Origin of the sequence: Thermonema rossianum DSM 10300 (genome assembly GCF_000426825.1) — a bacterium.
Classification (GTDB): Bacteria; Bacteroidota; Bacteroidia; order Cytophagales; family Thermonemataceae; genus Thermonema; species Thermonema rossianum.
The window spans coordinates 86,632-110,760 of sequence record NZ_AUGC01000010.1 but is presented as its reverse complement, the minus strand read 5'-3'; the positions used below and the strand labels follow the sequence as shown (position 1 = coordinate 110,760).

Here is a 24,129-nt window from a genome sequence, read left to right as displayed (position 1 = left end):
TATCTTTCTTAAAACAACGCATCTATGCAAGCACAAGAAGTAAAACACATACCGCTGGAGCATGTGCACCAAGCCATGGGCGCCAAAATGGTAGAGTTTGGCGGTTTTTTAATGCCCGTACGCTACGGCTCCGAAAAGCAAGAGCATTTGAATGTGCGTGAAAACGTGGGCGTTTTCGACGTATCGCATATGGGCGAATTTTTGGTAAGTGGCGAACAGGCACTGGATTTCATTCAGTGGGTAAGCGCCAACGACGCCTCCAAGCTAAGCATAGGCAAGGCGCAATATTCTTACCTGCCCAACGAACAAGGGGGCATCGTAGATGACCTGCTTGTGTACCGGCTCGATGACCAAGAGTACATGTTGGTGGTCAATGCGTCGAACATAGAAAAAGACTGGAACTGGCTGGAGCAGCAACGTAGCCGCTTCCCGAAAACCAACATGCGCAATGTGTCGGAAGAAGTGGCGCTGTTTGCCGTGCAGGGACCGCGTGCTGCCGACGCCCTGCAAAGCCTTACCGACGTGAGTCTGAACAATATCCCTTACTATCATTTTGAAATCGGCACTTTTGCCGGTGTGGGTGAAGTCATCATTTCGGCAACCGGTTATACAGGTGCGGGCGGCTTCGAGTTGTATGTACCTGCCCAACACGCCGAAGAAGTGTGGAATGCTATCTTTGAAGCAGGCAAAGCCTTCAATATTCAACCGGCCGGCTTGGGGGCACGCGACACGCTGCGCCTGGAAATGGGCTATTGCCTCTATGGTAATGACATAGACGACCACACCTCGCCCCTCGAAGCCGGTTTGGGCTGGGTAACCAAGTTCAGCAAACGTTTCATTGCCGATGAGCTTTTGCAAAAGCAAAAAGAAGAAGGCATTAAGCGGCGCCTTACCGGCTTCAAAATGTTGGACAGGGGGGTGCCCCGGCAAGGCTTCGAAATTCAAAACGAAGCAGGTGAAACCGTAGGCACGGTAACCTCCGGCACACTCTCACCTTCGCTCAATATAGGCATTGGTTTGGCGTATCTTCCTACCGAACTGGCAACAGAAGGCACACGCTTGTTCTTGAATATGCGCGGGCGCCAACTGGCAATAGAAGTGGTGAAACCACCTTTTATAAAAAAATAAAAAGAGCAACACTGCAGCATGAAAATAGAAGTATGCATGTCGCCGGACTTGCTGCCCCGCTATGATGTGGGGGGCAAGAGTGTGGTAGTTATCGATGTACTGCGTGCCACTTCGTGCATGGTCACTGCTTTTGCCCACGGCGTAAAGGCCATCATACCGGTAAAGGAAGTAGAGCGTTGTCGTCAATGGCAGCAAAAAGGTTATTTGGCAGCTGCCGAACGAAACGGGCAAAAAGTAGAAGGCTTCGATTTGGACAACTCGCCTTTCAGTTATATGCAAGAGCGGCTCAAAGGGCAAACGCTGGTGGTTACCACCACCAATGGCACCACGGCTATTGAAGCGGTCAAAGGCAAAGCCGCACACATACTGACAGGGGCTTTTTTGAACAAACAGGCGGTCATCGATACTCTCCGGAAAATCAACCGGGACGTGCTGCTTTTGTGCGCCGGCTGGAAAGGGCGTGTCAACATGGAAGATACGCTCTTTGCCGGTGCTGTGGTGGCAGGCATGCCTCATGCCACCATAGAAGACGATGCCGCCCTCATGGCTGCCGACCTGTATCGCTTGCACCGCCACAATAAAATGGAAATCATGCGCCACTGCTCGCATGTGCAGCGCCTCAAGCGGTTGGGCATAGAAAAAGATATTGAGTTCTGTCTGCAAGAAGACCTTTATCCGGTAGTACCTGTCTTGCAAGAAGACCGTTTGGTTGCATTCACTGCCCACCCGGCTTTTATTTCATCATCATAGCCATCACAAACCTTAGTTCAATATGAATCTGAAACGTATAGGCATTCATGCAGGAGTAGCCCTTCTCTTTTTACTCATAGCCATCGCCTACATGCCGGAAGTGCTGCAAGGTAAAATATTGCTTCAGCACGATATACTGCAAGGTGAAGCGGCTTCGCACCAAAACGAGGTATTTCACCGGCAAACAGGCGAGCAGCCCCTTTGGGCAGACAATATGTTTAGCGGCATGCCCGGCTATTTTGTGTATATGCAAACGCCGGCAAGCATTCCCACCACCTTGGGGCGGGTGCTCTTCTTCGACATGGGACTCAACCCCGCCAACTTTTTATTTTGGGCTATGCTGTGCATGTATTTGGCGGCTTGCCTGCTGGGCGCTTCACCGGCAGTGGCGGTGGTGTGTGCGCTCGCCTATGCGTTTGGAAGCTACAACATCATCAGTATTGAAGCAGGGCACATCTCAAAAGTCATTGCCATTGCCACGCTACCGGCAGTGGTGGGCAGTGTTATTTATGCTTACCGGCAACAAAGCCGTGCTTACCGCCTCTTGGCATTGTCGCTGTTACTGTTTTTTACTGCCATCCACCTTTACAGCAACCACATACAAATCAGCTACTACGGGGCTTTGATACTACTGCTGTATTTCTTTTTTGAATTGTATTTGCAGTTTCGTGCCAAAGCATGGAAGCCCTTCGTTTTCACTTCGCTGTTGCTTGTAGCAACGGCCGGCTTGGCACTGAGCACTTACAGTACCCGCCTGCTTACTACTTATGAATATAGCCGCTATTCCATTCGCGGAAAACCGGAGCTGTCAACCACCCCTTTGGCAGTGCTCGAGCCTGAAAAGAAAGACTCGCTGCAGGCAGCTGCCTCGCAAAGCGACGGCTTGGATATGGACTACGCCTTCCAATGGAGCTATGGCAAAGCCGAAAGCCTCACCTTGCTTATCCCCCACTTCATGGGCGGGGGCAGCATGTCCGGTTTAGACCAACAGTCCGGCACCTACAAGGCACTGGTACAGCTGGGGGTTCCCCCTGCCACGGCGGCCGGCTTTGTTCGTCAATTGCCTTTGTACTGGGGCGAGCAGCCCTTCACTGCCGGACCGGCTTACTTGGGGGCGGCTTTTGCTTTGATATTCCTGTTTGCGTTTTTGAGCAGCCGTCATCCCTTGCGCTGGTGGGCTATGGCATCGGTGCTGTTGTTGCTCATGATTGCTTGGGGGAAAAACTGGCTATGGTTCAACGAGTTGATGTTCCGCTATTTTCCGCTTTTCAACAAGTTCCGGGCAGTCACCATGACACTCACCCTGCTGCCTCTGCCCATGGGACTCATGATAGCCCTCTGGTGGAAAGAGTGGCGCGAACAACAGAATCAAGCCGGATGGCAAGACCACAACCGGCGCATGCTCATCTATGCCGCCGGTTCGCTTGGCGGACTGACACTGCTTTTGGCAATAGCCGGTGGGCTGCTTTTTAACTTCTCTGCCCCCCAAGACACCCAACTGATGGGCTATCTTACCCAAGCCTTCGGCAACGAACGGCAGGCATGGGCTATTATGGAAGCGCTGCGCCAAGACCGCCAAGCCATGATGCAAGCCGATGCATGGCGTAGTTTCTTCTTTATAGCTGTAGCAGCCGGCCTCTTGTGGTGGCTTATACGTCAGCCGCGCCAACAAGCCGTTTGGTGGGGCTTGGCTCTGCTTTGCCTCATTGACCTGTGGGCAGTGGATAAGAAGTATTTGAACAAAGAAGACTTCCGTTCGAAATATGAAAAAGAACGTTTCTGGCAGCCTACCGAAGCCGATAAGCAAATACTGCAAGACTCAAGCTATTTCCGGGTATTGAACCTGACGGTGAGCCCATTCAACGATGCCACTACTTCTTATTGGCACAACTCGGTGGGCGGCTATCATGGGGCCAAATTGCGCATCTATCAGGATTTGATAGAAGGCTACCTGAGCCGGCAACAATGGCACATCTACGATATGCTCAACACCAAGTATGTTATCGTAAAAACCCCCGAAGGGCAAACCCAAGTGCAACGCAACGACGGTGCCCTGGGCGCTGCCTGGTGGGTAGAGCGCTGGCGGTGGGCAAGCAATGCCGACGAAGAGTTCCGTGCACTTAAAGAGCTGCAACCTGCCGTTGAAGCAGTGCTGCGCAAAGAATATCAAACAGCCTTGGAAGAACTGGAGCCTGCCCCCGTGGACTCAAGCGAATACATACGCATCGTGCACCAAGAGCCGCATCGCTATGTGTATGAAACGCAATCGAAGCGCGAGCGACTGGCTGTATTTTCGGAAATCTACTATCCCGAAGGCTGGAAAGCAACCATCGATGGCAAAGAAGCCCCAATACTGCGGGCAAACTATGTGTTGCGTGCCTTGCGTATCCCCGCCGGCAAGCACGAAGTGCGTTTCGAGTTCCGGCCCGCTTCTTATGAAAAAGGGCAAAAGATAGACTTGGTGGCTTCGATAGTATGGTTGCTTGCTATTGCCGGCAGCATTTTCTTCGCTGTGCGCCTGCTGCGCACCACTTCTCACAAAGAATAAATGGAAAGACTATGTCGAAAAAGAAAAAGCTTGAATTTCAGAAGAGTGTACATATCAAAAACAAACGCGCTTATTTCGAATACCACATTTTAGAAACCTATGAAGCCGGCATTGTATTGACCGGCTCGGAAATCAAATCCATTCGTTTGGGCAAGGTGCAGTTGCAGCAAGCTTATTGTTACTTCGACAAGGGCGAGCTGTGGATAAAAGACATGCACATTGCTCCTTATGAACAAGGGGGGCATTACAACCACGAGCCGATGCGCCCCCGCAAGCTCTTGTTGCATAAGCGCGAACTGCGCAAGCTGCAAGAGAAACTCGAAGAGAAAGGACTTACCATCATTCCTACCCGTCTGTATATCAACAACCGGGGATGGGCAAAGGTGGAAATTGCCTTGGCAAAAGGTAAAAAACTCTACGACAAAAGGGAAACCATCAAAAAACGTGACCAAGAGCGCGAAATGGCTCGAAAAGACTGGTAAAGAAAACAAAAAGCCGGAGCATATGTTCCGGCTTTAGTGTTTGCAAACTTTTAGGTTACACAGTCTCAATAGATAGCGGCGCTTCTTCTTCGTAAAAGAAACGCTCCTTTCCGAATGCAGGCTCTAAGTCGTCCAGCCAAATGGCATTGGGGTTATACTTGGCAAAAAACAATTTACCGCTCCACTCAGGCACACGACTTTGCAGGAAACGCAAAGCAAACACTTTTTCGCCTTCCAGCTCCAAAATATCCAGTATTTGTACTTTTCCCGGTGTAGCGCTCATGCTTGGTCCACGCACGGTGCGTGCCAAACCGGATACCTGTTGGAAGGCCTTCCGGTAAATATCTAAGGCGTCGGCAAGCGTTACTGCAAAGTAATCTTGTGCCCCGGTATCCCGTGCAACGAACATGTAATAAGGGATACACCCAATCTTTACCTGCTCCTTCCACATATCGCGCCAAATAGCCGGGTCATCATTTATGCCACGCATCACCGGTGCTTGTGTACGCACTTGTGCCCCGGTAGCAATAATGCGTTTGAGTGCCTTTTGCACGTCCGGATGTGCCACTTCAACATAGTGATTGAAGTGAGCCATGAAGGCAAGCTCTACACCGCTATTCACCACACGCTCAAACAGTGCCAAAACCGCATCGGCATCCACGTCAGTAAGGAAGCGGTAGGGCCAGTAAGTAAGGGCCTTACTGCCTATGCGAATAGAGCGCAAATTAGGTAGTTTGGCATCGAGAAGCGCCCCTATATAATGCTCGAGTCGTTTAATGTTCATCACCATAGGGTCGCCACCGGTAAAAAGCACATCAGTTACTTCGGGATGTGCTCTGAGGTAGTCTATAAGCAGCTCGACCTCCTGCATGGCAAATTTCAACTCCTTATCTCCAATGAACTGCGGCCATCTAAAGCAGAAAGTGCAGTAAGCATGGCATGTTTGTCCATGACTGGGGAAGAATAAAACGGTTTCTCTATACTTATGCTGAATTCCGGTGAGTTTTACCCCATTCCATTCAGGTGTATTTTTATTGAGCTGCCCTGCCGGGTGTGGATTCAGCTTGAAGCGTATTTGACGTACAATCTCCTGAATTTCTTGTTTAGGTGCTCCACGAAGCAAAGCGTTGCTTACAGCCTCGAAATCTTCCTCGCTTAACATTTCTTTTTGAGGAAAAGTAAGCAGGAACATCGGGTCCTTTTCGAAATTGTCCCAATTGATTAGTTCATCTACGACAAAATTATTGACCTTGAAAGGCAGCACTTCACCTACGACCCGAATGGCATGACGTTCTTCCTCGCTTAAATACTGCTGAATTTGAGGAATACTTTCAAAGTTTCTTAGTGTGTACGCTTTGTACTTCATAATGTTAGCTGCTTTTGGTTTGATGATGTAGGGCAAGTAGTATAGAAAAAAACAGGAGAAAGTCAAGAAATAAATAGAGGAGCTGTCCACAGACAGCTCCTCTACCTTTGTTCTTTCACAACCATTGAAAACTACCACAAGAAACGCAGCTCAAAAGGCAGGCGTGCCTGTACCCCTTGCCAGCGTTTTACTTTTTCTATGGGCGCCAGCAAAAGACGGTATTCTTTCATGGCTTCCAACATGGCATTTTTAACGCCACTGCCACTCCCCAGTAGTTTTTCTATCCAAGGCTTTTGTCTCGGATAAAAGCGCACCCGGTAGTCATCGCCTATGCCTGCCATCTGAGCGGCAATGCGTACGGCATCATCATAGCTTCCCAACACATCGACCAAACCGCGCGCTTTTGCTTGCACACCACTCCATATTCTGCCCGACGCCACTTTGAGCAACTCTTCGCGGGGCATGCCGCGTCCTTCTGCCGCTTTGGTCGTAAATATCTCATAACCTCGCTCTATCTGCGCCTGAATGATGGCCTTTTCATCTTCGCGCATCGGGCGTGTGGGGTTCCCCAAGTCAGCATAGGGACCGGTGGTTACCTGCTCGGTAGTGATACCCAGCTTGTCGTTGAGCAGTTGGTTGGCTTCGAAAAGCACCCCAAAAATGCCAATAGAGCCGGTCAAGGTAGTGGGGCGCGCCACAATGGTATCGCAATTCATCGCCATGTAATACCCACCGGAAGCAGCCAAGTCAGACATCGAAGCCACAATCGGCTTCACACCCTTGGTCAGTGTCACTTCGCGCCACATCTTATCGGAAGCAAAGAAACTCCCTCCCGGCGAGTTGATACGCAAAACGATGGCTTTCACGCGCTCATCTTCGCGGGCTTTTTTAATTTCTTTGGCAATCTCCTCGCCGCTAATGACACCGTCGCCGCCTTTGCCGTCAACAATTTCGCCTTCGGCTACTATGACCGCAATACGATTTTTGCTTGCTTTGCCTGCACTTCGCTTGGCTTTCATGTATTTCTGTAAAGGAATGTAATTGATTTTATCCTCTGCCCCAATCGTCTTTTTTAAGCTCGCCTCCATCTCATCGGCATAAGCCACATGCGTAACCAGCCCAAAACGGCGGGCGTCTTCGGCAGTGCGCACCAGCATGGAATCGGCAATGGCACGCAACTCTCCCACACTTTTATTGCGGTTTTGAGCTATATGACGCAAGTACACTTCGTAAATACTGTTCAAATACTCGGTCAGCTGCAGGCGGTTCTCTTCACTCATATTGTCGCGCAAGAAAGGCTCCACGGCGCTTTTAAATTGCCCCACCCGGAATACCAAAGGCTTCACCCCTATTTTCTCCATCATTTTTTTCAGAAAAACCACCTCTGCGCGCAAGCCGTTGAATTCGACCAACCCAACAGGATTCAAAAAGATGCTGTCGGCAGCCGAAGCCACCAGATAAGCGCCTTCGGAATACATATCGCCATAGGCATAAACCTTCTTGCCCGACTTTTTGAAGTCAAGAATAGCGTCTTGCAGCTCTTCGAGCGTAGCCATGCCCGCCATAGCCAGCCCCCCTTTCAGGCAGATGGCTTGAATATTGTCATCGTCTTTGGCTTGGCGAATAGCCCGCAGGGCATCCAACAAACCTATGCTGCCCACCTCTGCGAAGGGCACGGGCATGTTCAGTTCTTCGAAAGGATTTTCCTCCGTACGCTCTTGAAAGCGTGCGCCCAAGGGCACGACCAATACCGATTTTTCCTTTACGGTTACCTCTTCGGCTTCAAATGCTGCGCCGGCCAAGCCGCCCAGCAAAACGACACCTAAAAACGCAAAGAGCACCAAAGCAAACAACGACGCCAAGGTGTATTTTAAAAAAGATTTCATAATGCTTATAATTTTGGGATACACAATAATAACGATTTACCGGCATAAGTTATTTTGAAAATGAAAACCATACATCATGTTTTCTTGGGATTGGGCAGCAACGAAGGCGACTCCCGGCTTTTCTTGCAACAAGCGCGGGCATTGATTGCTTCAGAGATAGGGCGCATTTGCCGGGCTTCTGCCATCTATCGCACGGCCGCTTGGGGCGTGGAAAACCAACACGACTACCTCAATCAAGTCATAGAAGTGCAAACAGCCCTTTCACCTTTGGCACTTTTGGAAAAAACCATGGACATAGAAAGGCGTCTGGGAAGGAAGCGCCTCGTGCGATGGGGCAGCCGCACCATCGACATAGACCTGCTTTACTACGACCGCTTGTGCCTCCACACGGCAGAACTGCACCTGCCCCACCCGCGCATTCCCGAACGGCGTTTTGTGCTGGTGCCAATGACGGAAATAGCCCCCGATTGGCTGCATCCCCAACTGCACAAAACGCAAACCGAGCTGTTGGCGGCCTGCCCCGACACCGGCAAAGTAGAAAAAACGGCGCTGTCTTTTCTGCCTTAAATCACTATCTTTGCGCCAAAAAAATGTTCATTGAGCCTCATCTGAACCAAGCCCCTGCCCCCGTCGGCTGGATAGAAGTGATTTGTGGCGCCATGTTTTCGGGCAAGACCGAAGAGCTGATTCGCCGCATCCGGCGCGCCAAGATAGCCAAGCAAAAGGTGGGCATTTTCAAGCCTGCCATCGATACCCGCTACCATCACGAAGAAGTAGTTTCGCATAATGCCAACTCCATTCCTTCGGTGCCGGTGCCACGGGCAGAGGACATCCTTCCACTGGCTTCGGAATACGAAGTAGTAGGCATAGATGAAGCGCAGTTTTTCGATGAAAAGCTGCCTCAAGTGGCAACAGAGCTGGCCAATCAGGGCAAACGTGTCATCATTGCCGGCTTGGATATGGACTATCAAGGCAAGCCTTTCGGCTGCATGCCTGAACTCATGGCCATTGCCGAGTTCGTTACCAAAGTACATGCCATTTGCGTGTGCTGTGGCGCCCTGGCCTCTTATTCCTTTCGCAAGGTGGCAGCCCACGATACCATCCTGCTGGGCGAAACCGACAGCTATGAACCGCGCTGCCGGCGCTGTTTCCTTTCGGAAGCCTCCCGGGAAGCATAGCTCAAGCGCTTTTTTTCTAAAAATCACTATATTTGCCCCCGTCGCATTAGGCGCTTCATGTCGTACAAAACCGCAATAAACAATGGCTTACAACACTATTCTCGAAATCTTAGGCAAAGAGGCAGAAGAGCTGCTCTCTCATGAATGTAAGACCATCTCGAAAGAGATGCTTCACCGCCCGGGACCGGACTACATCGACCGCGTGTTTGTGCAGTCGAACCGCAACCCGCAAGTGCTTCGCAGCCTGGCTACCCTCTTTGGACATGGCCGCCTGGCCAACACCGGTTACCTGTCTATTTTGCCTGTAGACCAAGGAATTGAACACAGCGCCGGTGCATCTTTTGCGCCTAACCCTATTTACTTCGACCCCGAAAATATCATCAAACTGGCTATAGAAGGTGGTTGCAATGCCGTAGCCACTACTTTCGGCAATCTGGCATTGATGTCACGCAAATATGCCCACAAAATCCCCTTCATCGTAAAAATCAACCATAACGAGCTGCTTACCTATCCCAACAAATACGACCAAGTGCTTTTTGGTTCTGTGGAAGAAGCCTGGAATCTGGGCGCTGTGGCCGTAGGTGCCACCATCTACTTCGGCTCGGAAGAATCGACCCGTCAGATTCAAGAGATAGCCGAAGCTTTTGAGCGCGCTCATGAGCTGGGCATGGCTACCATCTTGTGGTGCTACCTGCGCAACAGCAACTTCAAAAAAGATGGCGTGGACTACCACACCGCTGCCGACCTGACCGGACAAGCCAACCATTTGGGCGTAACCATCCAAGCCGATATCGTAAAGCAAAAATTACCCACCACCAACGGCGGCTTCACTGCCTTGAAATTTGGCAAAACACACGATAAAGTATATTCTGAGCTGACTTCTTCGCACCCCATCGACTTGTGCCGCTACCAGGTAGCCAACTGCTACATGGGCCGCATCGGGCTTATCAACTCAGGTGGCGAGTCAAAGGGCATGTCTGACAAGGCAGAAGCTATCCGCACGGCTATTATCAACAAACGCGCCGGCGGCATGGGGCTTATCATGGGCCGCAAGGCATTCCAACGCCCCATGAATGAGGGTGTGGAATTGTTGCATGCCGTGCAGGATGTATATCTTGCAAAAGAAATAGATTTAGCCTAATTTTAAAGAAGGGCTTCGTGCCCTTCTCTCTTTCACCAAATACCTGCGACTATGTCTTGGTTTATCAGAAAAGAAAAAAACATTCAAACCCCCACAGAACAAAAGAAAGAAGTGCCCGACGGCTTGTGGCATAAATGTGGGGAATGCAAGCAGGTAATGTTAGCTGCCGACCTCAGAGAAAATGCTTATACCTGCCTTCATTGTGGCTTCCATGAGCGTATAGGCTCCAAAGAATACTTCGAGCTGCTCTTTGATGGGGGCGTGTTCACCGAACTGAACCCCAATCTTGAATCGGCCGACCCGCTGCAGTTTGTCGATAGCAAGCCTTACCCGCAGCGCATCAAAGAAGCGCAAGCCAAAACCGGCTTGAAAGATGCGGTGCGCACTGCTTATGGCAAGATGAACGACATCGACATTGTCATTGCCTGCATGGATTTTTCATTTATTGGCGGCTCTATGGGCTCGGTCGTAGGCGAAAAAATAGCGCGCGCCATCGATTTTGCCCGTGAAAAACGTTACCCGCTGCTTATCATTTCGCGTTCGGGCGGTGCCCGCATGATGGAAGCAGGCTTCTCTCTGATGCAAATGGCAAAGACTTCTGCCAAGTTGGCTTTACTCGACGAAGCCGGCGTGCCTTATATCTCTTTGCTCACCGACCCCACCACCGGCGGTGTGACTGCCTCCTTTGCCATGTTGGGCGATTTCAACATAGCCGAACCCCAAGCCTTGATTGGTTTTGCCGGTCCGCGCGTGATTCGCGAAACCATTGGCAAAGATCTGCCCAAAGGCTTCCAAAGCTCCGAGTTTGTCTTGGAACATGGTTTTCTGGATTTTATCGTGGACAGAAAAGAGCTCAAAGACCAACTCACCGCTTTGTTGAAAATGATCTGGCTAAGCTAAGTCACCAATTCTTTTTTAAGAATACATAAAAGCCGTATGCCACAATGGAAGGCATACGGCTTCGTTTTTATTTGCTTTGCATGCCTATTTTCTTCTCCCGAAAAGACGCAGTAAAAGTAAAAACAGGTTAATAAAATCAAGGTACAGAATCAAAGCCCCCATGATGGCCTCTTTATGGTCCTCTTCGGTACCTTCGTTGCCTATCACATTCGCCTCCTTGATTTTTTGTGTGTCATAAGCAACCAAAGCCACAAATATGATGATCCCCAAAAAGGTGAGTACCCAGTACACTATGTCGTTAAAGAAAAAGATATTCACAATAGAAGCAATCAGAAAACCCACCAGCGCCATGAGCGCAATGTTACCTATGGAAGTCAGGTCTTTTTTGGTATAATATCCATAAGCGCTCATCACACCAAAAGTACCTGCCGTAATTGCGAACGTAACTGCAATAGAGTCCGTAGTAAATAGATAAACAACGATGCTAAGCATCAACCCTACTTTTGCGGCGTAAAGCAAAAATAAAAAAGTAGCTTTTCCGGCAGATAAATTGTTTATGTTGACAGAAAGATAACGAACCAACAACACCCCCGCTCCGGCGAAGCCCAAGAGTATCCACCTGCTGCTAAGAATAAACTGCGGCAATGGCTCATAAGCAGCACCCAACCAAGCCACCAAAGTAGTTACAATCAAAGCAATGGTCATCCACCCATATACTTTGGCAATAAAAGAAGCTTGCTCCAAACGGATTTGCTCTTTGGTGAGGGCTACCGCTTGTGCATTTGCGTAGGAATCCTGAGAAAGTACTTGTTTTTCCATAACTGTTTTGTTTAAAAAGTGAGACATATCTCACCCATAAACAAAGCGCGTGCCAAAATTCCCAAAAGTAAACTCAATCCCCACATGCAAACAATGATACGTCTGCCCCACTCAAAGAAACTAATAATAATTCCGGTAACGGTAATAATAGGCCTCCGGGCTATCGTCGCACTCACGACAATAGCGGTGGAAACGATTATTGGTAAACAGGCGATAAAGCAATGCCCCTGCCACAAAGCCGCCGATATGAGCCCAGAAAGCAATGCCGCCTCCCATAGAGTTGGCAAAGATGGAAAGCGTGCCGCTGGCCAACTGACCTAAAAACCAGAACAACAGATATACAAAAGCCGGTATCTCGAAGAAGTAAGGAATAAAGAAAAACGGTACCAAGAATACGATGCGGCTGTGGGGAAACAGAAACATGTAAGCCCCCATGACGCCCGAGATGGCACCTGAAGCACCTAAAGCAGGCACCGGTGAGTGCATATTAAACAAATAGTGTGTATAACTTGCCGCTATGCCACAAAGCAAATAGAAAAGCAAATAACGCCCATGCCCCATGCGGTCCTCCACGTTGTCACCAAAAATCCACAAAGTCCACATATTGCCAACAAAGTGCGCCCATCCACCATGTAAAAACATATTGGTAAGGAAAGGATAATAATCCTCCCAACCTAACAAATCCTTGTAGTAGGTGAATTTCTCCGGCACCAAACCAAAAACCCGGAAAAAAAGCTCTATTTCTTGTGGCGATAATTTGAGCTCATAAAGAAAAACCAAGGTATTCAGAATGATGATTGACATATTCACAAACGGAATACGCCGGGAAGGGATAGTATCCTGCAATGGAAACATAAGCAGCTGTTTTTTTGAGAGCAAGCAAGCTAACAAAAGCACCTTACATATTCAAGGAAACAAAGCACGATTAATCCTCCAGATAACCAAATTTTCCGGCATTGAAGTCTTCAATCGCTTGTTTTATTTCCTCAAAAGAATTCATCAAAAAAGGACCATAGTGGGCAATAGGCTCGTGAATAGGCGCGCCGCTCATCAACACCGCTTTGGCAACGGGGGTTTTAGCCCGCACCTCGAAATGTTCTCCTTCATTATCCATCAAAGCAAGTGTATGCGCAGGCACTTTGTGTTCATTTACCAGCACTTCGCCTTCTATGACCAACAAAAGGGTGTTATAATCGGCAGGTAATGATATGTCCAAAGCAGCATCTTCAGTCAACAGCTCTATATTCCACAACTCTATGGGCGTGAAGGTGTGCACTGCCCCTTTGGCACCTTTGTAGTTACCGGCAATTACATACACGGCACTGCCTTGCGCATCCAATATATACTTGCCCTGCTTTTCGCGTGTGATGCTCTGATAACGTGGCGGACTCATCTTGTATTTCGCCGGCAAATTGACCCACAGCTGTGCCACATGGAAAATTCCTCCTTGCTCTGCAAACGAACGCTCGTGATACTCTTTGTGCAATACCCCACTGCCGGCAGTCATCCACTGCACCTCGCCCGGACCAATCACATCGGCATGGCCGGCGCTGTCGTGGTGTGCCACAGCTCCCTGAAATACAAGCGTTACGGTTTCGAAGCCCCGGTGTGGGTGCCCCCCCACGCCACGCGGACGGGATGCAGGCGGGAAATAGTGCGGCGGGTTGTAATCCAACAAAAAGAAAGGACTCACACGCTGCTTGAGATTATATCCTCCCGGGAAAAAGTTACATACACGAAAACCATCACCTACCATATGGGGTGCGGGAGGTACCAAAATTCTCTCTATTTGCTTTATTTTATTTTTTGTATCCATAAAAGCTTTTTTTAAGAAAAGAACAGTTAATGTTCCAACATTAAAAATTAAACTATAGTTTTTATTTATTAGCACCATAATCTAAAAAAGCGGGCGCGTGGTTTAACTTTCGCTGTAAGAAGCGTATATTTGCAGAAAAAGATGTCCGAAAATTCAATCCCCCCCTGTCCTGCTTGTCATTCAATTTATGCTTACTTCCTTAACGATAGCCTGTGTGCCTGTCCTGAATGTGGGCATGAGTGGAGCCCCTCCGCAGAGCAAGCAGCAGAAAAAGAGGCAACCCGGGTATTGGATGCCAATGGTAATGAATTGCACGACGGCGATACTGTCATTGTCGTAAAAGACTTGCCGGTCAAAGGCGCTCCCAAAGCCATCAAAGCGGGTACCAAAGTCAAAAACATACGTCTCACAGAGGGCGAGCACAACATTCATTGTAAGATAGACGGCTTTGGTGCCATGGGACTTAAGTCGGAATTCGTGAGGAAGGCATAGCTCTTTCACTTGGCAAAATCAAAAAATCAAGTAACTTTGCCATGCCAGATAGCAGGTAGCGCCCATGAGCGCTTGAAAAGGGAATCCGGTGCAAGTCCGGAGCTGTCCCCGCAACTGTGAGCCTCTTTAAAAGGCATGTACCCTCTCTGCCACTGCCCCTTATATGTGTAGGGTGGGAAGGCGGTACATGTGAGGCAAGCCAGGAGACCTGCCTGCTGTCTTCGCATTTTCAGAGCTTTCGGGGTAAAAGCACTGAAATGACAGAGGCTTATCCGGCGCTTTGTTCATTTCGTGAATCCCCCGGGCTTTGAATGTCAAACATTCAAAGTAGCGGGAATATGTTGCGTTTGTTGTGTTGCCTTTTCATAAGTGAGTTATGTTGCTTGCCCCGGCAGCTTGCGGCACAGTCCGACAGCACGCAGGCTTATGAGCTGCGCGAGGTACTCATCACCGCACTGCCCTATAACCGTTATGGGGTTGGGCTGCAAAGCACCACAACAGACAGCCTGCTTGCCGGCTTTTTACCTGCCCAAAGTCTGGGCGATATTCTACTGCAAAACACCGATGCTTATATAAAAGCTTACGGCAGTGGGATGCTTCAAAGCATTAGTTTGCGTGGCACAGCTGCCGGGCACACCGCCGTGCTCTGGAACGGAGTCAATATCAACTCCCCCACCTTGGGCGAGGCAGACTTTTCCACCCTGCCCCTTGCCGGCGGCTACCAAGTGCAGCTCATACAGGGCGGAAGCAGTCCCTTGGCAGGCAGTGATGCCATCGGGGGCGCTATTCTTTTAGAATCCGGCAAGCAAAACAGCACTTTGCCCTTGAGCATACAGACAGCCTACCGCAGCACACAACAATGGAGTGCACGGCTGCAAACCGGCTGGAAGGCCGGCACAAAACTTAGCGGGTTTAGTCAATTGTATGGCAGCTATGCCAAAAATATTTTTGAAAACCGCCTGATTAAACCCTACCAAACAATAGATTATGCCCCCTTCCACTTCTTCGGCACCCGCCAAGAGTTTTTTTACGAAATAAAGAAAGGGCAAGAAATAAACTTTTACAGCTGGTATCACGAGCATGACCGTATCTTGCTCAGCAACAGGGCACGACAAATAGACAAAAACCTTCGTACCTTGTTGCAATACCGGGACCACAAACAACTGGCTCAACTTTCTTTTGTGCGCAATTTTTTGGAATACAACGAAAGCAGCCAAACCAACACGCATCAATGGCAGGCGCAGTATCAATATGAAATAGCTTGGAACCAAAGCCTAAGCAGCCGTGCAGGTGCGACCGCCACGCTCATACAAACCGATGTGGACAGCTACGAAGGGCAGCCCGAACGGCGGCAGTTAGAGACCTTTGTTTTTACCCAATGGGAGGCCTCTACCCGCCTGCATATAGCCCTTAACCTGAGAAAAGTGTGGGTCAATGCCTATGCCCCCCCTTTGTCACCCTCGCTGGGCTTCGATTACTTGCTGTTTTCTACAGCTGCGCTCGACATAAAAACAGGCGGAAGTGCATCATTCAATTATAAACTGCCATCGCTCAATGCCCTCTATTGGCAGCCGGGCGGTAATCCTGATATAAGACCGGAATCGGGCTTTTACAACAATATTTACTTTCAGCTCCGGCACCGGCACCACCAACAGCTCTGGCAATTGAACATAGAAGGCTTCCGCAATCATATTAATGACTGGATTTTATGGCAGCCCACACCGGAAGGGTACTGGGCGCCGGACAACCTGAAGGAAGTCTTGTCTTGGGGACTACAAACATCACTATCTCATCAACTAAGTACGCCCCGTGCCACTTTCTCACAACAACTACATTACACCTTTACACGTGCCACCAATCAAAAAGCGGTAGATGCAGCCGACTGGGCAAGCATAGGCAAGCAGCTGCCCTATGTGCCGGCACACAGGCTTAGCGGCTTGCTTAAATGGCAGCACTATCGCCAATGGCTGGTCATCGTCAACGGGCAATGGACCGGCACGCGCTACACCACTACCGACAACAAACGCAGCCTGCCCCCCTTCTGGACTATGGATGTGCACGCCGGCAAACAGTGGCAAATCCGCGACGGGCAGCTCAATTTACAAATCGGCATACTGAACATGCTTGACAAGGCCTATGAACAAATAGACAACCAACCACAACCCGGGCGGCAATATCAAGTTTCTTTGCAGTGGTCTTTTCTTTCAAACAAATAAATAAATCGTCAAACTCAAACAATCGAAGCTATGAAACAAATCAATCGTTGGTTATTGTGGCTATTGGTGGGCATAACTGCCCTGCAACTCACCGGCTGTAACAAAAAAGATGAAGCTGCCGGCGCTTATGTGAACGGTACCCTCGTGTTCAACGAAGGCAACTTCAGCGAAGGTAACGGAAGCGTAAGCTTCCTGAAAAAAGGCGAAAACACTGCCCAAGACAATGTATTCGAGACAGAAAACAACACACCCGTTGGCGGCATCATTCAATCGGCACGCAAATACGGCGAGCGCATTTACATTGTAACCAACAACCAAAACTTTGTGCGTGTAGTAAATGCAGCCACTCTCAAGCTGGAACTCACCCTTCAAGAAGGCTTGGACAACCCCATTGACGTGGCTGTCATCAATGGTAAAATTTATGTTACCAACTGGGGCCCCATAGACAAAGCCTTTGGCAGCAATCCCGAATCGTTTGTGGCTGTTTACGATGCCACCACCGGCGCATTCATCAAAAAAGTAGCCTTGAGCGTACGCCCGCAAGGCATTTGGGCATACAGCAAAAGTAAAGTGTTCATTGCCGGAGCAGGCAGCAACACCATAGAAATACTGAACACAAACACAGATGCACTCGATGGGCAAATAGTGGTAGAGAGCGGCCCCGAACGCTTCGAAGCAGACGCGAAGGGTAAGCTGTGGGTTGCTTGCAACAGCGGTTACTTAATACGCTTCAACCCCGCCACCAACACCGTGGAAAAAACCATTGCCGTGGATATGAGCTACTACCCGGTGCGCATTGCAAGTGATGGCGAATCGATTTTCTACTTCAGTGGCAACAAGATCTATAAAGTGGACGCCACCAACCCGGTGGTGCCCACGGCTCCCTTTGCAGAAGTGAGCGAGTTCAGCGCATTCAATGGCATTGGTGCCGATAAAACAACCGGCCATGTCTATGTAGGCGAAGCCGTTTATACCCGCAATGGCGGTGTCAAAGTGTTTGATGCCAACGGACAAGAAGTTACAAGCTTCACGGCCGGTATTGCACCCAACACTTTCATCGTTCAATAGAGATTCAGCTACCACACCGGAGTACTACACTACTCTCTTAAAAGGGGCGCGCACTTTGTGTTCGTCCCTTTTGTTCTGTTTGTAAACCAACTGCCTGCCTGTGTTGTTTTCTTTTTAACAGCTAACTTGGCTTTTTCAACGCCTTTCTGTTTATTTATTTGCTGTCTATACTTTTGTTTTGCTCTTTTATTGAATGACCTGTTGAAAATCATGATGAAACGCGCGGCTGCCATTCCGGTAATTATAGCCCTGTCTATCTCGCTGGGTATCTTAATTGGGGCTACCTTTTTCCAAGCTCAAGGGGAAAATACCCTGCGTAAGCGATACCCCAAAATAGAGGAAGTGCTCTCCTACATCGAGCTGTATTATGTAGATGACGTAAACCTTGAAGAGCTGACCGACTACTCCATAGAGAAGCTACTCGAGAAGCTCGACCCCCACTCGGCCTATATCCCTGCCGAAGAAACCGCCCTTGTCAATGCCGACTTGGAAGGTTCATTTGAAGGCATAGGCATTGAGTACATGTTGTTAAATGACACCATAGAAGTGGTAACGCCTTTGGCCGGTGGACCCGCAGAACAAGTGGGGCTGCTTCCCGGTGACAAAATCATACGCATCGACGGCGAAAATGTAGCCGGCATTGGCATAGACCACCTGGGCGTTTTTAAAAGACTGAGAGGAAAAAAAGGAAGCCAGGTAACCGTAGAAGTCAAGCGGCAAGGCATTCACCGCCCACTTACTTTTACCATCACGCGCGACCGCATCAATACCCAAAGTGTGTATGCCTTTATGTTTGATAAACACACAGGCTATATCAAGATATCGAACTTTGCCGCCAACACGCATCATGAATTTCAAGAAGCCCTGAAAAAACTTAAGCGGGAGGGCATGCGGGAGCTGATACTGGACCTGCGCGACAACCCGGGCGGCTATCTTGACCGTGCCACCGACATTGCCGACGAGTTCTTGCCCGATGACTATCTGATTGTGTACACCGACGGACGCGGCACCCGCTTCGATTCTAAAATAAAAGCCACCAACCGGGGGCAGTTCGAAAAGGGCAAAGTGGTCGTTCTTATTAACGAAGGCTCTGCTTCTGCGTCTGAAATCGTAGCCGGTGCGCTGCAAGACAACGACCGCGCATGGCTCGTAGGGCGTCGTTCCTTCGGCAAAGGGCTGGTGCAAATGCCCATTGACTTGCAAGACGGCAGCGAGCTGCGCCTCACCATCTCCCGCTATTACACACCCAGCGGGCGATGCATTCAAAAGCCTTATGATGGCAACAAAGACCATTATGAAGAAGAACTGTGGAAACGCTATGAGAGTGGCGAGTTGTTCCGTCCGGACAGCATTCAATTCGCCGATTCGCTCAAATTCAAGACCCGTAAAGGACGCACCGTATATGGCGGTGGCGGCATCATGCCGGACTTCTTTGTGCCTGCCGACACCGGCGCATTGGTAAAACTCGAAAGCGAGATATATGCCAGCGGTGCGCTGCAGGAAATGGCCATCCACTATGCCCGCCAAATCAACAAAAACGATTACACGCCGGCTTCATTCAACGAAAAATGGCAAATGCCCGCCCCTCTGTGGCAGTCATTCCTTGACAAACTTGCACAGAAAGAGGTAGATACAGCCCTTCTGCAAACCGATAGCACAGCCAAAGCCTCGGTTATCCACGACCTCAAGGCGCTTATCGCACGGCAACTATGGGGATATGAAGCTTTTTATTACATCTTGTATCAACAAGACCCCTTTATCCGGAAAGCCATGGAAGTGCTTCAGTTGCCCGAATAAAAGATTAACACAATCATAATCTTTAGTTAAAACTTACACACCTAAGACTTTCTTGGGTGTGTTCTTGTTTTTTCTATAGATTTGGACTTTATTGCGATAAAGTTTTGATATTTCGTTTTTTATTAAAACAAAAAGAAATCACCATGCCCTCTATACAGCATAATCTCTTAAAATTATCTTTAAAAACTGCCGGTTTGGCTTTCAGCTTCAGTAAACCGAGCGTACAGGGAATGCGCAGTCTTTTGGAGCTCATGAGTCTTTATACTTACATGCCCTGGGGCGTACACTTCCGTACGCTGGATATCGACGGCATGTATGCTGAATGGATTACCCCTTCCGACGCCCGCCCCGAAAAAGTAGTGTTATATCTTCACGGCGGCGCCTATGCTTTAGGCTCACCCAATACGCACCGGGCTTTTGTAGGGCATTTAGCCAAAGAAATTGGCGCCAATGCCTTGGTGATTGATTATCGCAAAGCACCGGAAAACCCCTTTCCTGCTGCATTGGAAGATGCCGTCAAAGCCTATGAGTGGCTTCTTCGTGAAGATTACTTACCCAAAAACATCATATTGGCCGGTGATTCGGCAGGTGGTGGTTTGTCTTTGGCTACGCTGATTAATTTACGTGACAAGCAGATGCCCTTGCCGGCAGCTGCCCTGCTCTTTTCGCCATGGGTGGACCTCACCTTAAGCGGTGAATCCATTCTCAAAAACAAAGACAACGACAAAATACTGGAAGCGTGGGAATTGCATGAAATAGGCGATGACTATGCCGGCGCCTATCCTTTGGACCACCCCTTGGTGTCGCCGCTGTTTGCCAATTTAGAGGGCTTGCCTCCTCTGCTCATACAAGCAAGCGACGGCGAAGTGCTCTATAGCGACGCTACCCGCCTGCGCGACAAAGCCGAAGCTGCCGGTGTGCGTGTGGAGCTTCAAATATGGCACGACCTCATTCACTGGTGGCACCTGTTTGGCAAGTTTTTGCCCGAAGCCGTAGAGGCTATAGAAGAAGCGGCACGCTTTGCACGCAAGGTGTGGAAAATTGGTGAGTTTGAGCACCGCTTGAAACTTACGGAAAATCAAAACGAAGGCGACAAAGCCGTTGCTTAATCTTTCTTCTTGTTCAGAGGCTTTTTGCATATCCGGAACACATAAAAAAAGCGTGTGGGTATAACACCCGCACGCCTCTTTTTTTGTTTTTTTAGGTAAGGAGGTTAGCGAACAGCCAATTCATAGAATTCGTTCACCTTCTCCCAGTTAATCACATTGTAAAACGCCTCGATGTATTCCGGACGGCGGTTCTGATACTTCAAATAGTAAGCATGTTCCCATACGTCAATACCTAAAACAGGCACACCTTGCACCGGCGCCACATCCATCAATGGGTTGTCTTGGTTGGGGGTTTGAGTAATCAACAGCTCGCCGTCTTTTACGATGAGCCATGCCCAGCCCGAGCCGAATACGCCGGCAGCTGCCTGGCTAAATTCTGCTTTGAAGGCATCGAAGTTGCCCCATTTTTTCTTGATGGCTTCCACCACATTGCCTTTCAATTCACCACCTTTCGGGCTCATGATTTGCCAATAGAGGTTGTGGTTGTAGAAGCCGCCACCGTTGTTGCGAACAGCCACAGGGTGCTTGCTTACATTTTTGAAAATATCTTCAATGCTCATGCCCTCTAAGGCAGTACCTTTTACCGCATCGTTCAGCTTGGCGGTGTAACCGGCATGGTGCTTGGTGTAGTGCAGATTCATGGTTTGCGCATCGATGTAGGGCTCCAGAGCATCTTCTGCATAAGGAAGTTTTACTTGTTCAAATGCCATAGTTTATGCTGTTTTTTTGTGAAACATGAAAGTTTTAAATAGTGAGTTGTTATAAATATAACAAGCTTTTTTTGATTTAGTTTCTAAGCTTCTTGAAAAAGTCCTTTATAAGAGCTACTGCTTCTTCGGCCAATAATCCTGCTTCTACTTGTGTTTTAGGATGCAAGATATTGGGGGCATGGCGCCGGTATCCCCGCTTCTCATCGGAAGCAGCAAACACCAATCTGCCCAGCTGCGCCCAGGCCAGTGCGCCTGCACACATGGCACAGGGCTCCAAGGTCACGTACAAAGTGCAATCGGGCAGATACTTGCCACCCAAAGCCTGCGCCGCTGCCGTAATGCACAGAATTTCGGCATGGGCGGTTACATCCAACAGGCGCTCGGTTTGATTATGCGCCTTGGCAATCAACTTTTTTTCGTGCACCAACACAGCGCCCACAGGGATTTCGCCTTGCTCATAGGCTTTTTGAGCTTCTTGCAAGGCTATACGCATGAAATAGGCATCATCAAGCATCATCGGCTTACCGGGGGAGTGGGTGGTACATCGGGCTCCGGCGCTTTTTCTACCGGCAACTGAATGTTTTTCAGCTTCACCGAGTGCATAATTTTGTCGGCAATAGGCTGCCAACGCACCTTTTCATGAATGGGGGCATTGAAATTAAACACCACAATGCGGTTATCCACCACCGTGTACATCATGTAGTAGTAGCGCTTTACGGGGGGCTTGCTTACTCCTATGGCTGATTTTTCGTCTTCTTCATCGGCCAGTATGGCGTCAAATTCCAAAATCACATAGGTGCGGCGCTTGATTTGCTCCACCGCTTCTTTATGGAAATGAATTTGAGTGTAAAGGGCTGCCAGCGTGGCTTTGTAGATGTCCTTCAACAAGGGAATATCTTCTTGTGGCCAATATTTTTCCGTAATGTTCACCCCCAAATCTATATTGCCGTAGGGGTCGGAAAGCATCACTGTGGGCTTACGGAAGTAGGCATACTTCTGCGCCAAAAAATCATCAGACATTGGCTGAAAGTCCACCGGCACCAGCATGCTTATACCCGGTGTAAGCTGCCGCCGTTTGAGCTTTATGCTGCTTTGTGCCTGTCCGCCAAAGGCAAGGCAGCTCAAAGCGAAGATAGCAACTACTACCCGCAGTTGTCTTAAAACCATAGTTGTTGTTTTTTTATGTTTTACAAAGATACAAAACCTCCTTTATCCTACGGAAAGGCATAAAATTTGATACATATTGCAAGAAATCATATCTTTGCACTTGACTGGTTCTCAAGCAACAAACCGTTCAATTATATTTTGAAACTTAAACCTTATATTCACATGAAAATAGCAGTTATCGGTACCGGTTACGTCGGCTTGGTTACAGGCACCTGTTTTGCCGAGACAGGCTATATCGTCACCTGCGTCGATATAGACGAAGAAAAAGTAAAAAAACTACAGAGCGGTATAGTCACCATCTACGAACCGGGCTTGGAAGTTCTTTTTGAACGCAACATTCAACAAGGACGCTTGAAGTTCACCACCGACTTAGCCGAAGGCATTCAAGGTGCCAAAGTCATTTTTTTGGCACTGCCCACCCCACCCGGCGAAGACGGTTCTGCCGACCTGAAATATATTCTTCAAGTAGCCGAGCAGTTGGGTCCCCTGTTGGAAGACTACACGGTAGTGGTGGATAAAAGCACCGTGCCGGTAGGTACTGCCGAGCTGGTGCGCGAGCGCATTGCCCGCCATGCCAAGGTGGAGTTCGATGTGGTTTCTAATCCCGAATTCCTGCGCGAAGGTGTGGCTGTAGAAGACTTTATGAAGCCGGAACGTGTGGTAGTAGGTACCCGCTCGGAACGCGCACGCAAAATCATGGAGCAACTGTATGCCCCCATGGTGCGCCAAGGCAACCCTATTTTGTTTATGGATGAGCGCTCGGCAGAAATGACCAAATATGCTGCCAATGCTTTCTTGGCTACCAAAATTACCTTCATGAACGAAATAGCCAACTTGTGTGAGCGCGTAGGTGCCAATGTAGATGACGTGCGCCGTGGCATAGGTACCGACTCCCGCATAGGCAAGCGTTTCCTTTTTGCGGGCATTGGCTATGGCGGCAGCTGCTTCCCCAAAGACGTGCAGGCATTGGCAAAAACAGCAGAAGAAAACGATTATGACTTCCGCATTCTAAAAGCGGTCATGCAGGTGAACCAAGAGCAAAAAACCAAGCTTATCCCTGCCTTGAAAGAGTTTTTTGGCGGCAGCTTGCAAGGTAAGCGCATTGCCGTGTGGGGGCTGTCTTTTAAACCTTACACCGACGATATACGCGAAGCACCTGCTCTGGAAAACATCAAAATTTTGTTGCAGGAAGGCGCTACCGTCAAGGCATATGACCCGGAAGCCATGGAAAATGTAAAAAAGGTGCTGGGCAACCAAATCGAGTATGCCGAAAGCCCTTATGGCGCTTTGGTCAATGCCGATGCCCTCATGATTATGACCGAGTGGCCTGTGTTCCGCACGCCCGACTTTGAGGTAGTAGGACGGCTTCTGAAACACAAAGTCATCTTCGACGGGCGCAATCTGTATGAACCCTATCAAATGGCAGAGCTGGGCTTCCACTATGTGAGCGTAGGCAGAACAAAAGTTACCCAGCCGGAAATTCAAGCATAGGCAGCTTGCAGGTGCCGGAAAAAAAACGGTACCTGCTCTTTTTTATCACCGGAAACTTTCGAAAT

22 protein-coding genes and 1 riboswitch are annotated in these 24,129 nt (G+C 49.2%); of the genes, 14 read left to right on the top strand and 8 right to left on the bottom strand.

Features of this window, described 5'->3' with window-relative positions; genetic code table 11:
* Window positions 1-24 precede the first annotated feature (24 nt).
* Genes gcvT through smpB form a run of 4 tightly spaced genes read left to right on the top strand, consistent with a single transcriptional unit; the run spans window position 25 to window position 4,908 of the window.
* Entirely contained in the window at window positions 25-1,128 is a 1,104-nt protein-coding gene (gene gcvT / locus K384_RS08405; protein ID WP_038031337.1) for a glycine cleavage system aminomethyltransferase GcvT, read from the top strand.
* An 18-nt stretch (window positions 1,129-1,146) separates the two neighbouring features.
* Window positions 1,147-1,878, top strand: coding sequence for a 2-phosphosulfolactate phosphatase (locus K384_RS08400; protein ID WP_051633260.1), 732 nt, complete (start codon window positions 1,147-1,149; stop codon window positions 1,876-1,878).
* Between the two features lie 22 nt (window positions 1,879-1,900).
* Window positions 1,901-4,426, top strand: a complete 2,526-nt coding sequence (locus K384_RS08395) for a YfhO family protein (RefSeq protein WP_038031334.1) — start codon at window positions 1,901-1,903, stop codon at window positions 4,424-4,426.
* A gap of 11 nt (window positions 4,427-4,437) precedes the next feature.
* Complete coding sequence (smpB, locus tag K384_RS08390) at window positions 4,438-4,908, top strand: SsrA-binding protein SmpB (protein ID WP_038031331.1); 471 nt, start codon at window positions 4,438-4,440, stop codon at window positions 4,906-4,908.
* 55 nt (window positions 4,909-4,963) lie between these two features.
* Here smpB and K384_RS08385 read toward each other — a convergent pair whose 3' ends face one another.
* Window positions 4,964-6,274 carry a KamA family radical SAM protein gene (locus K384_RS08385; RefSeq protein ID WP_038031328.1) on the bottom strand — a complete coding sequence of 437 codons (1,311 nt, stop codon included), beginning with the start codon at window positions 6,272-6,274 and terminating at the stop codon, window positions 4,964-4,966.
* Window positions 6,275-6,405: 131 nt separating this feature from the next.
* Window positions 6,406-8,160 (bottom strand): signal peptide peptidase SppA, encoded by a 1,755-nt coding sequence (gene sppA, locus K384_RS08380; protein ID WP_038031325.1) that lies wholly within the window; start codon window positions 8,158-8,160, stop codon window positions 6,406-6,408.
* A gap of 60 nt (window positions 8,161-8,220) precedes the next feature.
* Here sppA and folK point away from each other — a divergent pair, with 60 nt between their 5' ends.
* The 4 genes from folK to accD all read left to right on the top strand — a co-directional run bounded on the left by folK (window position 8,221) and on the right by accD (window position 11,379).
* Entirely contained in the window at window positions 8,221-8,727 is a 507-nt protein-coding gene (gene folK / locus K384_RS08375; protein ID WP_038031323.1) for a 2-amino-4-hydroxy-6-hydroxymethyldihydropteridine diphosphokinase, read from the top strand.
* A gap of 23 nt (window positions 8,728-8,750) precedes the next feature.
* Window positions 8,751-9,338, top strand: coding sequence for a thymidine kinase (locus tag K384_RS08370; RefSeq protein ID WP_038031321.1), 588 nt, complete (start codon window positions 8,751-8,753; stop codon window positions 9,336-9,338).
* A gap of 82 nt (window positions 9,339-9,420) precedes the next feature.
* Entirely contained in the window at window positions 9,421-10,479 is a 1,059-nt protein-coding gene (locus K384_RS08365) for a class I fructose-bisphosphate aldolase (RefSeq protein ID WP_038031319.1), read from the top strand.
* Between the two features lie 51 nt (window positions 10,480-10,530).
* A complete protein-coding gene (accD, locus tag K384_RS08360; protein WP_038031315.1) occupies window positions 10,531-11,379 on the top strand; it encodes an acetyl-CoA carboxylase, carboxyltransferase subunit beta in 849 nt (282 codons plus the stop codon).
* An 84-nt stretch (window positions 11,380-11,463) separates the two neighbouring features.
* Here the strand turns inward: accD and K384_RS08355 are convergent, their stop codons facing one another.
* The 3 genes from K384_RS08355 to K384_RS08345 all read right to left on the bottom strand — a co-directional run bounded on the left by K384_RS08355 (window position 11,464) and on the right by K384_RS08345 (window position 14,014).
* Complete coding sequence (locus K384_RS08355) at window positions 11,464-12,198, bottom strand: Bax inhibitor-1/YccA family protein (protein ID WP_038031312.1); 735 nt, start codon at window positions 12,196-12,198, stop codon at window positions 11,464-11,466.
* Between the two features lie 120 nt (window positions 12,199-12,318).
* Window positions 12,319-13,053 carry a rhomboid family intramembrane serine protease gene (locus K384_RS08350; protein ID WP_038031310.1) on the bottom strand — a complete coding sequence of 245 codons (735 nt, stop codon included), beginning with the start codon at window positions 13,051-13,053 and terminating at the stop codon, window positions 12,319-12,321.
* Between the two features lie 70 nt (window positions 13,054-13,123).
* Window positions 13,124-14,014, bottom strand: a complete 891-nt coding sequence (locus K384_RS08345; protein WP_038031308.1) for a pirin family protein — start codon at window positions 14,012-14,014, stop codon at window positions 13,124-13,126.
* 141 nt (window positions 14,015-14,155) lie between these two features.
* Between K384_RS08345 and K384_RS08340 the strand changes: the two genes are divergently transcribed.
* The 5 genes from K384_RS08340 to K384_RS08315 all read left to right on the top strand — a co-directional run bounded on the left by K384_RS08340 (window position 14,156) and on the right by K384_RS08315 (window position 20,696).
* Entirely contained in the window at window positions 14,156-14,506 is a 351-nt protein-coding gene (locus K384_RS08340; RefSeq protein WP_038031306.1) for a zinc ribbon domain-containing protein YjdM, read from the top strand.
* A 36-nt stretch (window positions 14,507-14,542) separates the two neighbouring features.
* A riboswitch (cobalamin riboswitch) is annotated at window positions 14,543-14,736 on the top strand.
* Window positions 14,737-14,844: 108 nt separating this feature from the next.
* Entirely contained in the window at window positions 14,845-16,722 is a 1,878-nt protein-coding gene (locus K384_RS08335; RefSeq protein WP_038031303.1) for a TonB-dependent receptor plug domain-containing protein, read from the top strand.
* Window positions 16,723-16,752: 30 nt separating this feature from the next.
* On the top strand, window positions 16,753-17,790 hold the full coding sequence (locus K384_RS08330; RefSeq protein ID WP_038031301.1) for a DUF5074 domain-containing protein: 1,038 nt from the start codon (window positions 16,753-16,755) through the stop codon (window positions 17,788-17,790).
* Between the two features lie 210 nt (window positions 17,791-18,000).
* Window positions 18,001-19,587 (top strand): S41 family peptidase, encoded by a 1,587-nt coding sequence (locus tag K384_RS08320; RefSeq protein WP_038031299.1) that lies wholly within the window; start codon window positions 18,001-18,003, stop codon window positions 19,585-19,587.
* Window positions 19,588-19,817: 230 nt separating this feature from the next.
* On the top strand, window positions 19,818-20,696 hold the full coding sequence (locus K384_RS08315) for an alpha/beta hydrolase (RefSeq protein WP_169737638.1): 879 nt from the start codon (window positions 19,818-19,820) through the stop codon (window positions 20,694-20,696).
* 104 nt (window positions 20,697-20,800) lie between these two features.
* Here the strand turns inward: K384_RS08315 and K384_RS08310 are convergent, their stop codons facing one another.
* The 3 genes from K384_RS08310 to K384_RS08300 form a co-directional block, all read right to left on the bottom strand.
* On the bottom strand, window positions 20,801-21,406 hold the full coding sequence (locus tag K384_RS08310) for a superoxide dismutase (RefSeq protein WP_038031298.1): 606 nt from the start codon (window positions 21,404-21,406) through the stop codon (window positions 20,801-20,803).
* 76 nt (window positions 21,407-21,482) lie between these two features.
* Complete coding sequence (locus K384_RS08305; RefSeq protein WP_038031410.1) at window positions 21,483-21,920, bottom strand: nucleoside deaminase; 438 nt, start codon at window positions 21,918-21,920, stop codon at window positions 21,483-21,485.
* On the bottom strand, window positions 21,920-22,573 hold the full coding sequence (locus K384_RS08300) for a hypothetical protein (protein WP_038031297.1): 654 nt from the start codon (window positions 22,571-22,573) through the stop codon (window positions 21,920-21,922). The genes K384_RS08305 and K384_RS08300 overlap by 1 nt, the downstream gene beginning before the upstream one ends.
* A gap of 162 nt (window positions 22,574-22,735) precedes the next feature.
* On the opposite strand from K384_RS08300, the gene K384_RS08295 reads away from it, so the two are divergent.
* Window positions 22,736-24,064: a UDP-glucose dehydrogenase family protein gene (locus tag K384_RS08295; protein WP_038031409.1), complete on the top strand. Its 1,329-nt coding sequence runs from the start codon at window positions 22,736-22,738 to the stop codon at window positions 24,062-24,064.
* The last annotated feature ends 65 nt before the right edge of the window (window positions 24,065-24,129 follow it).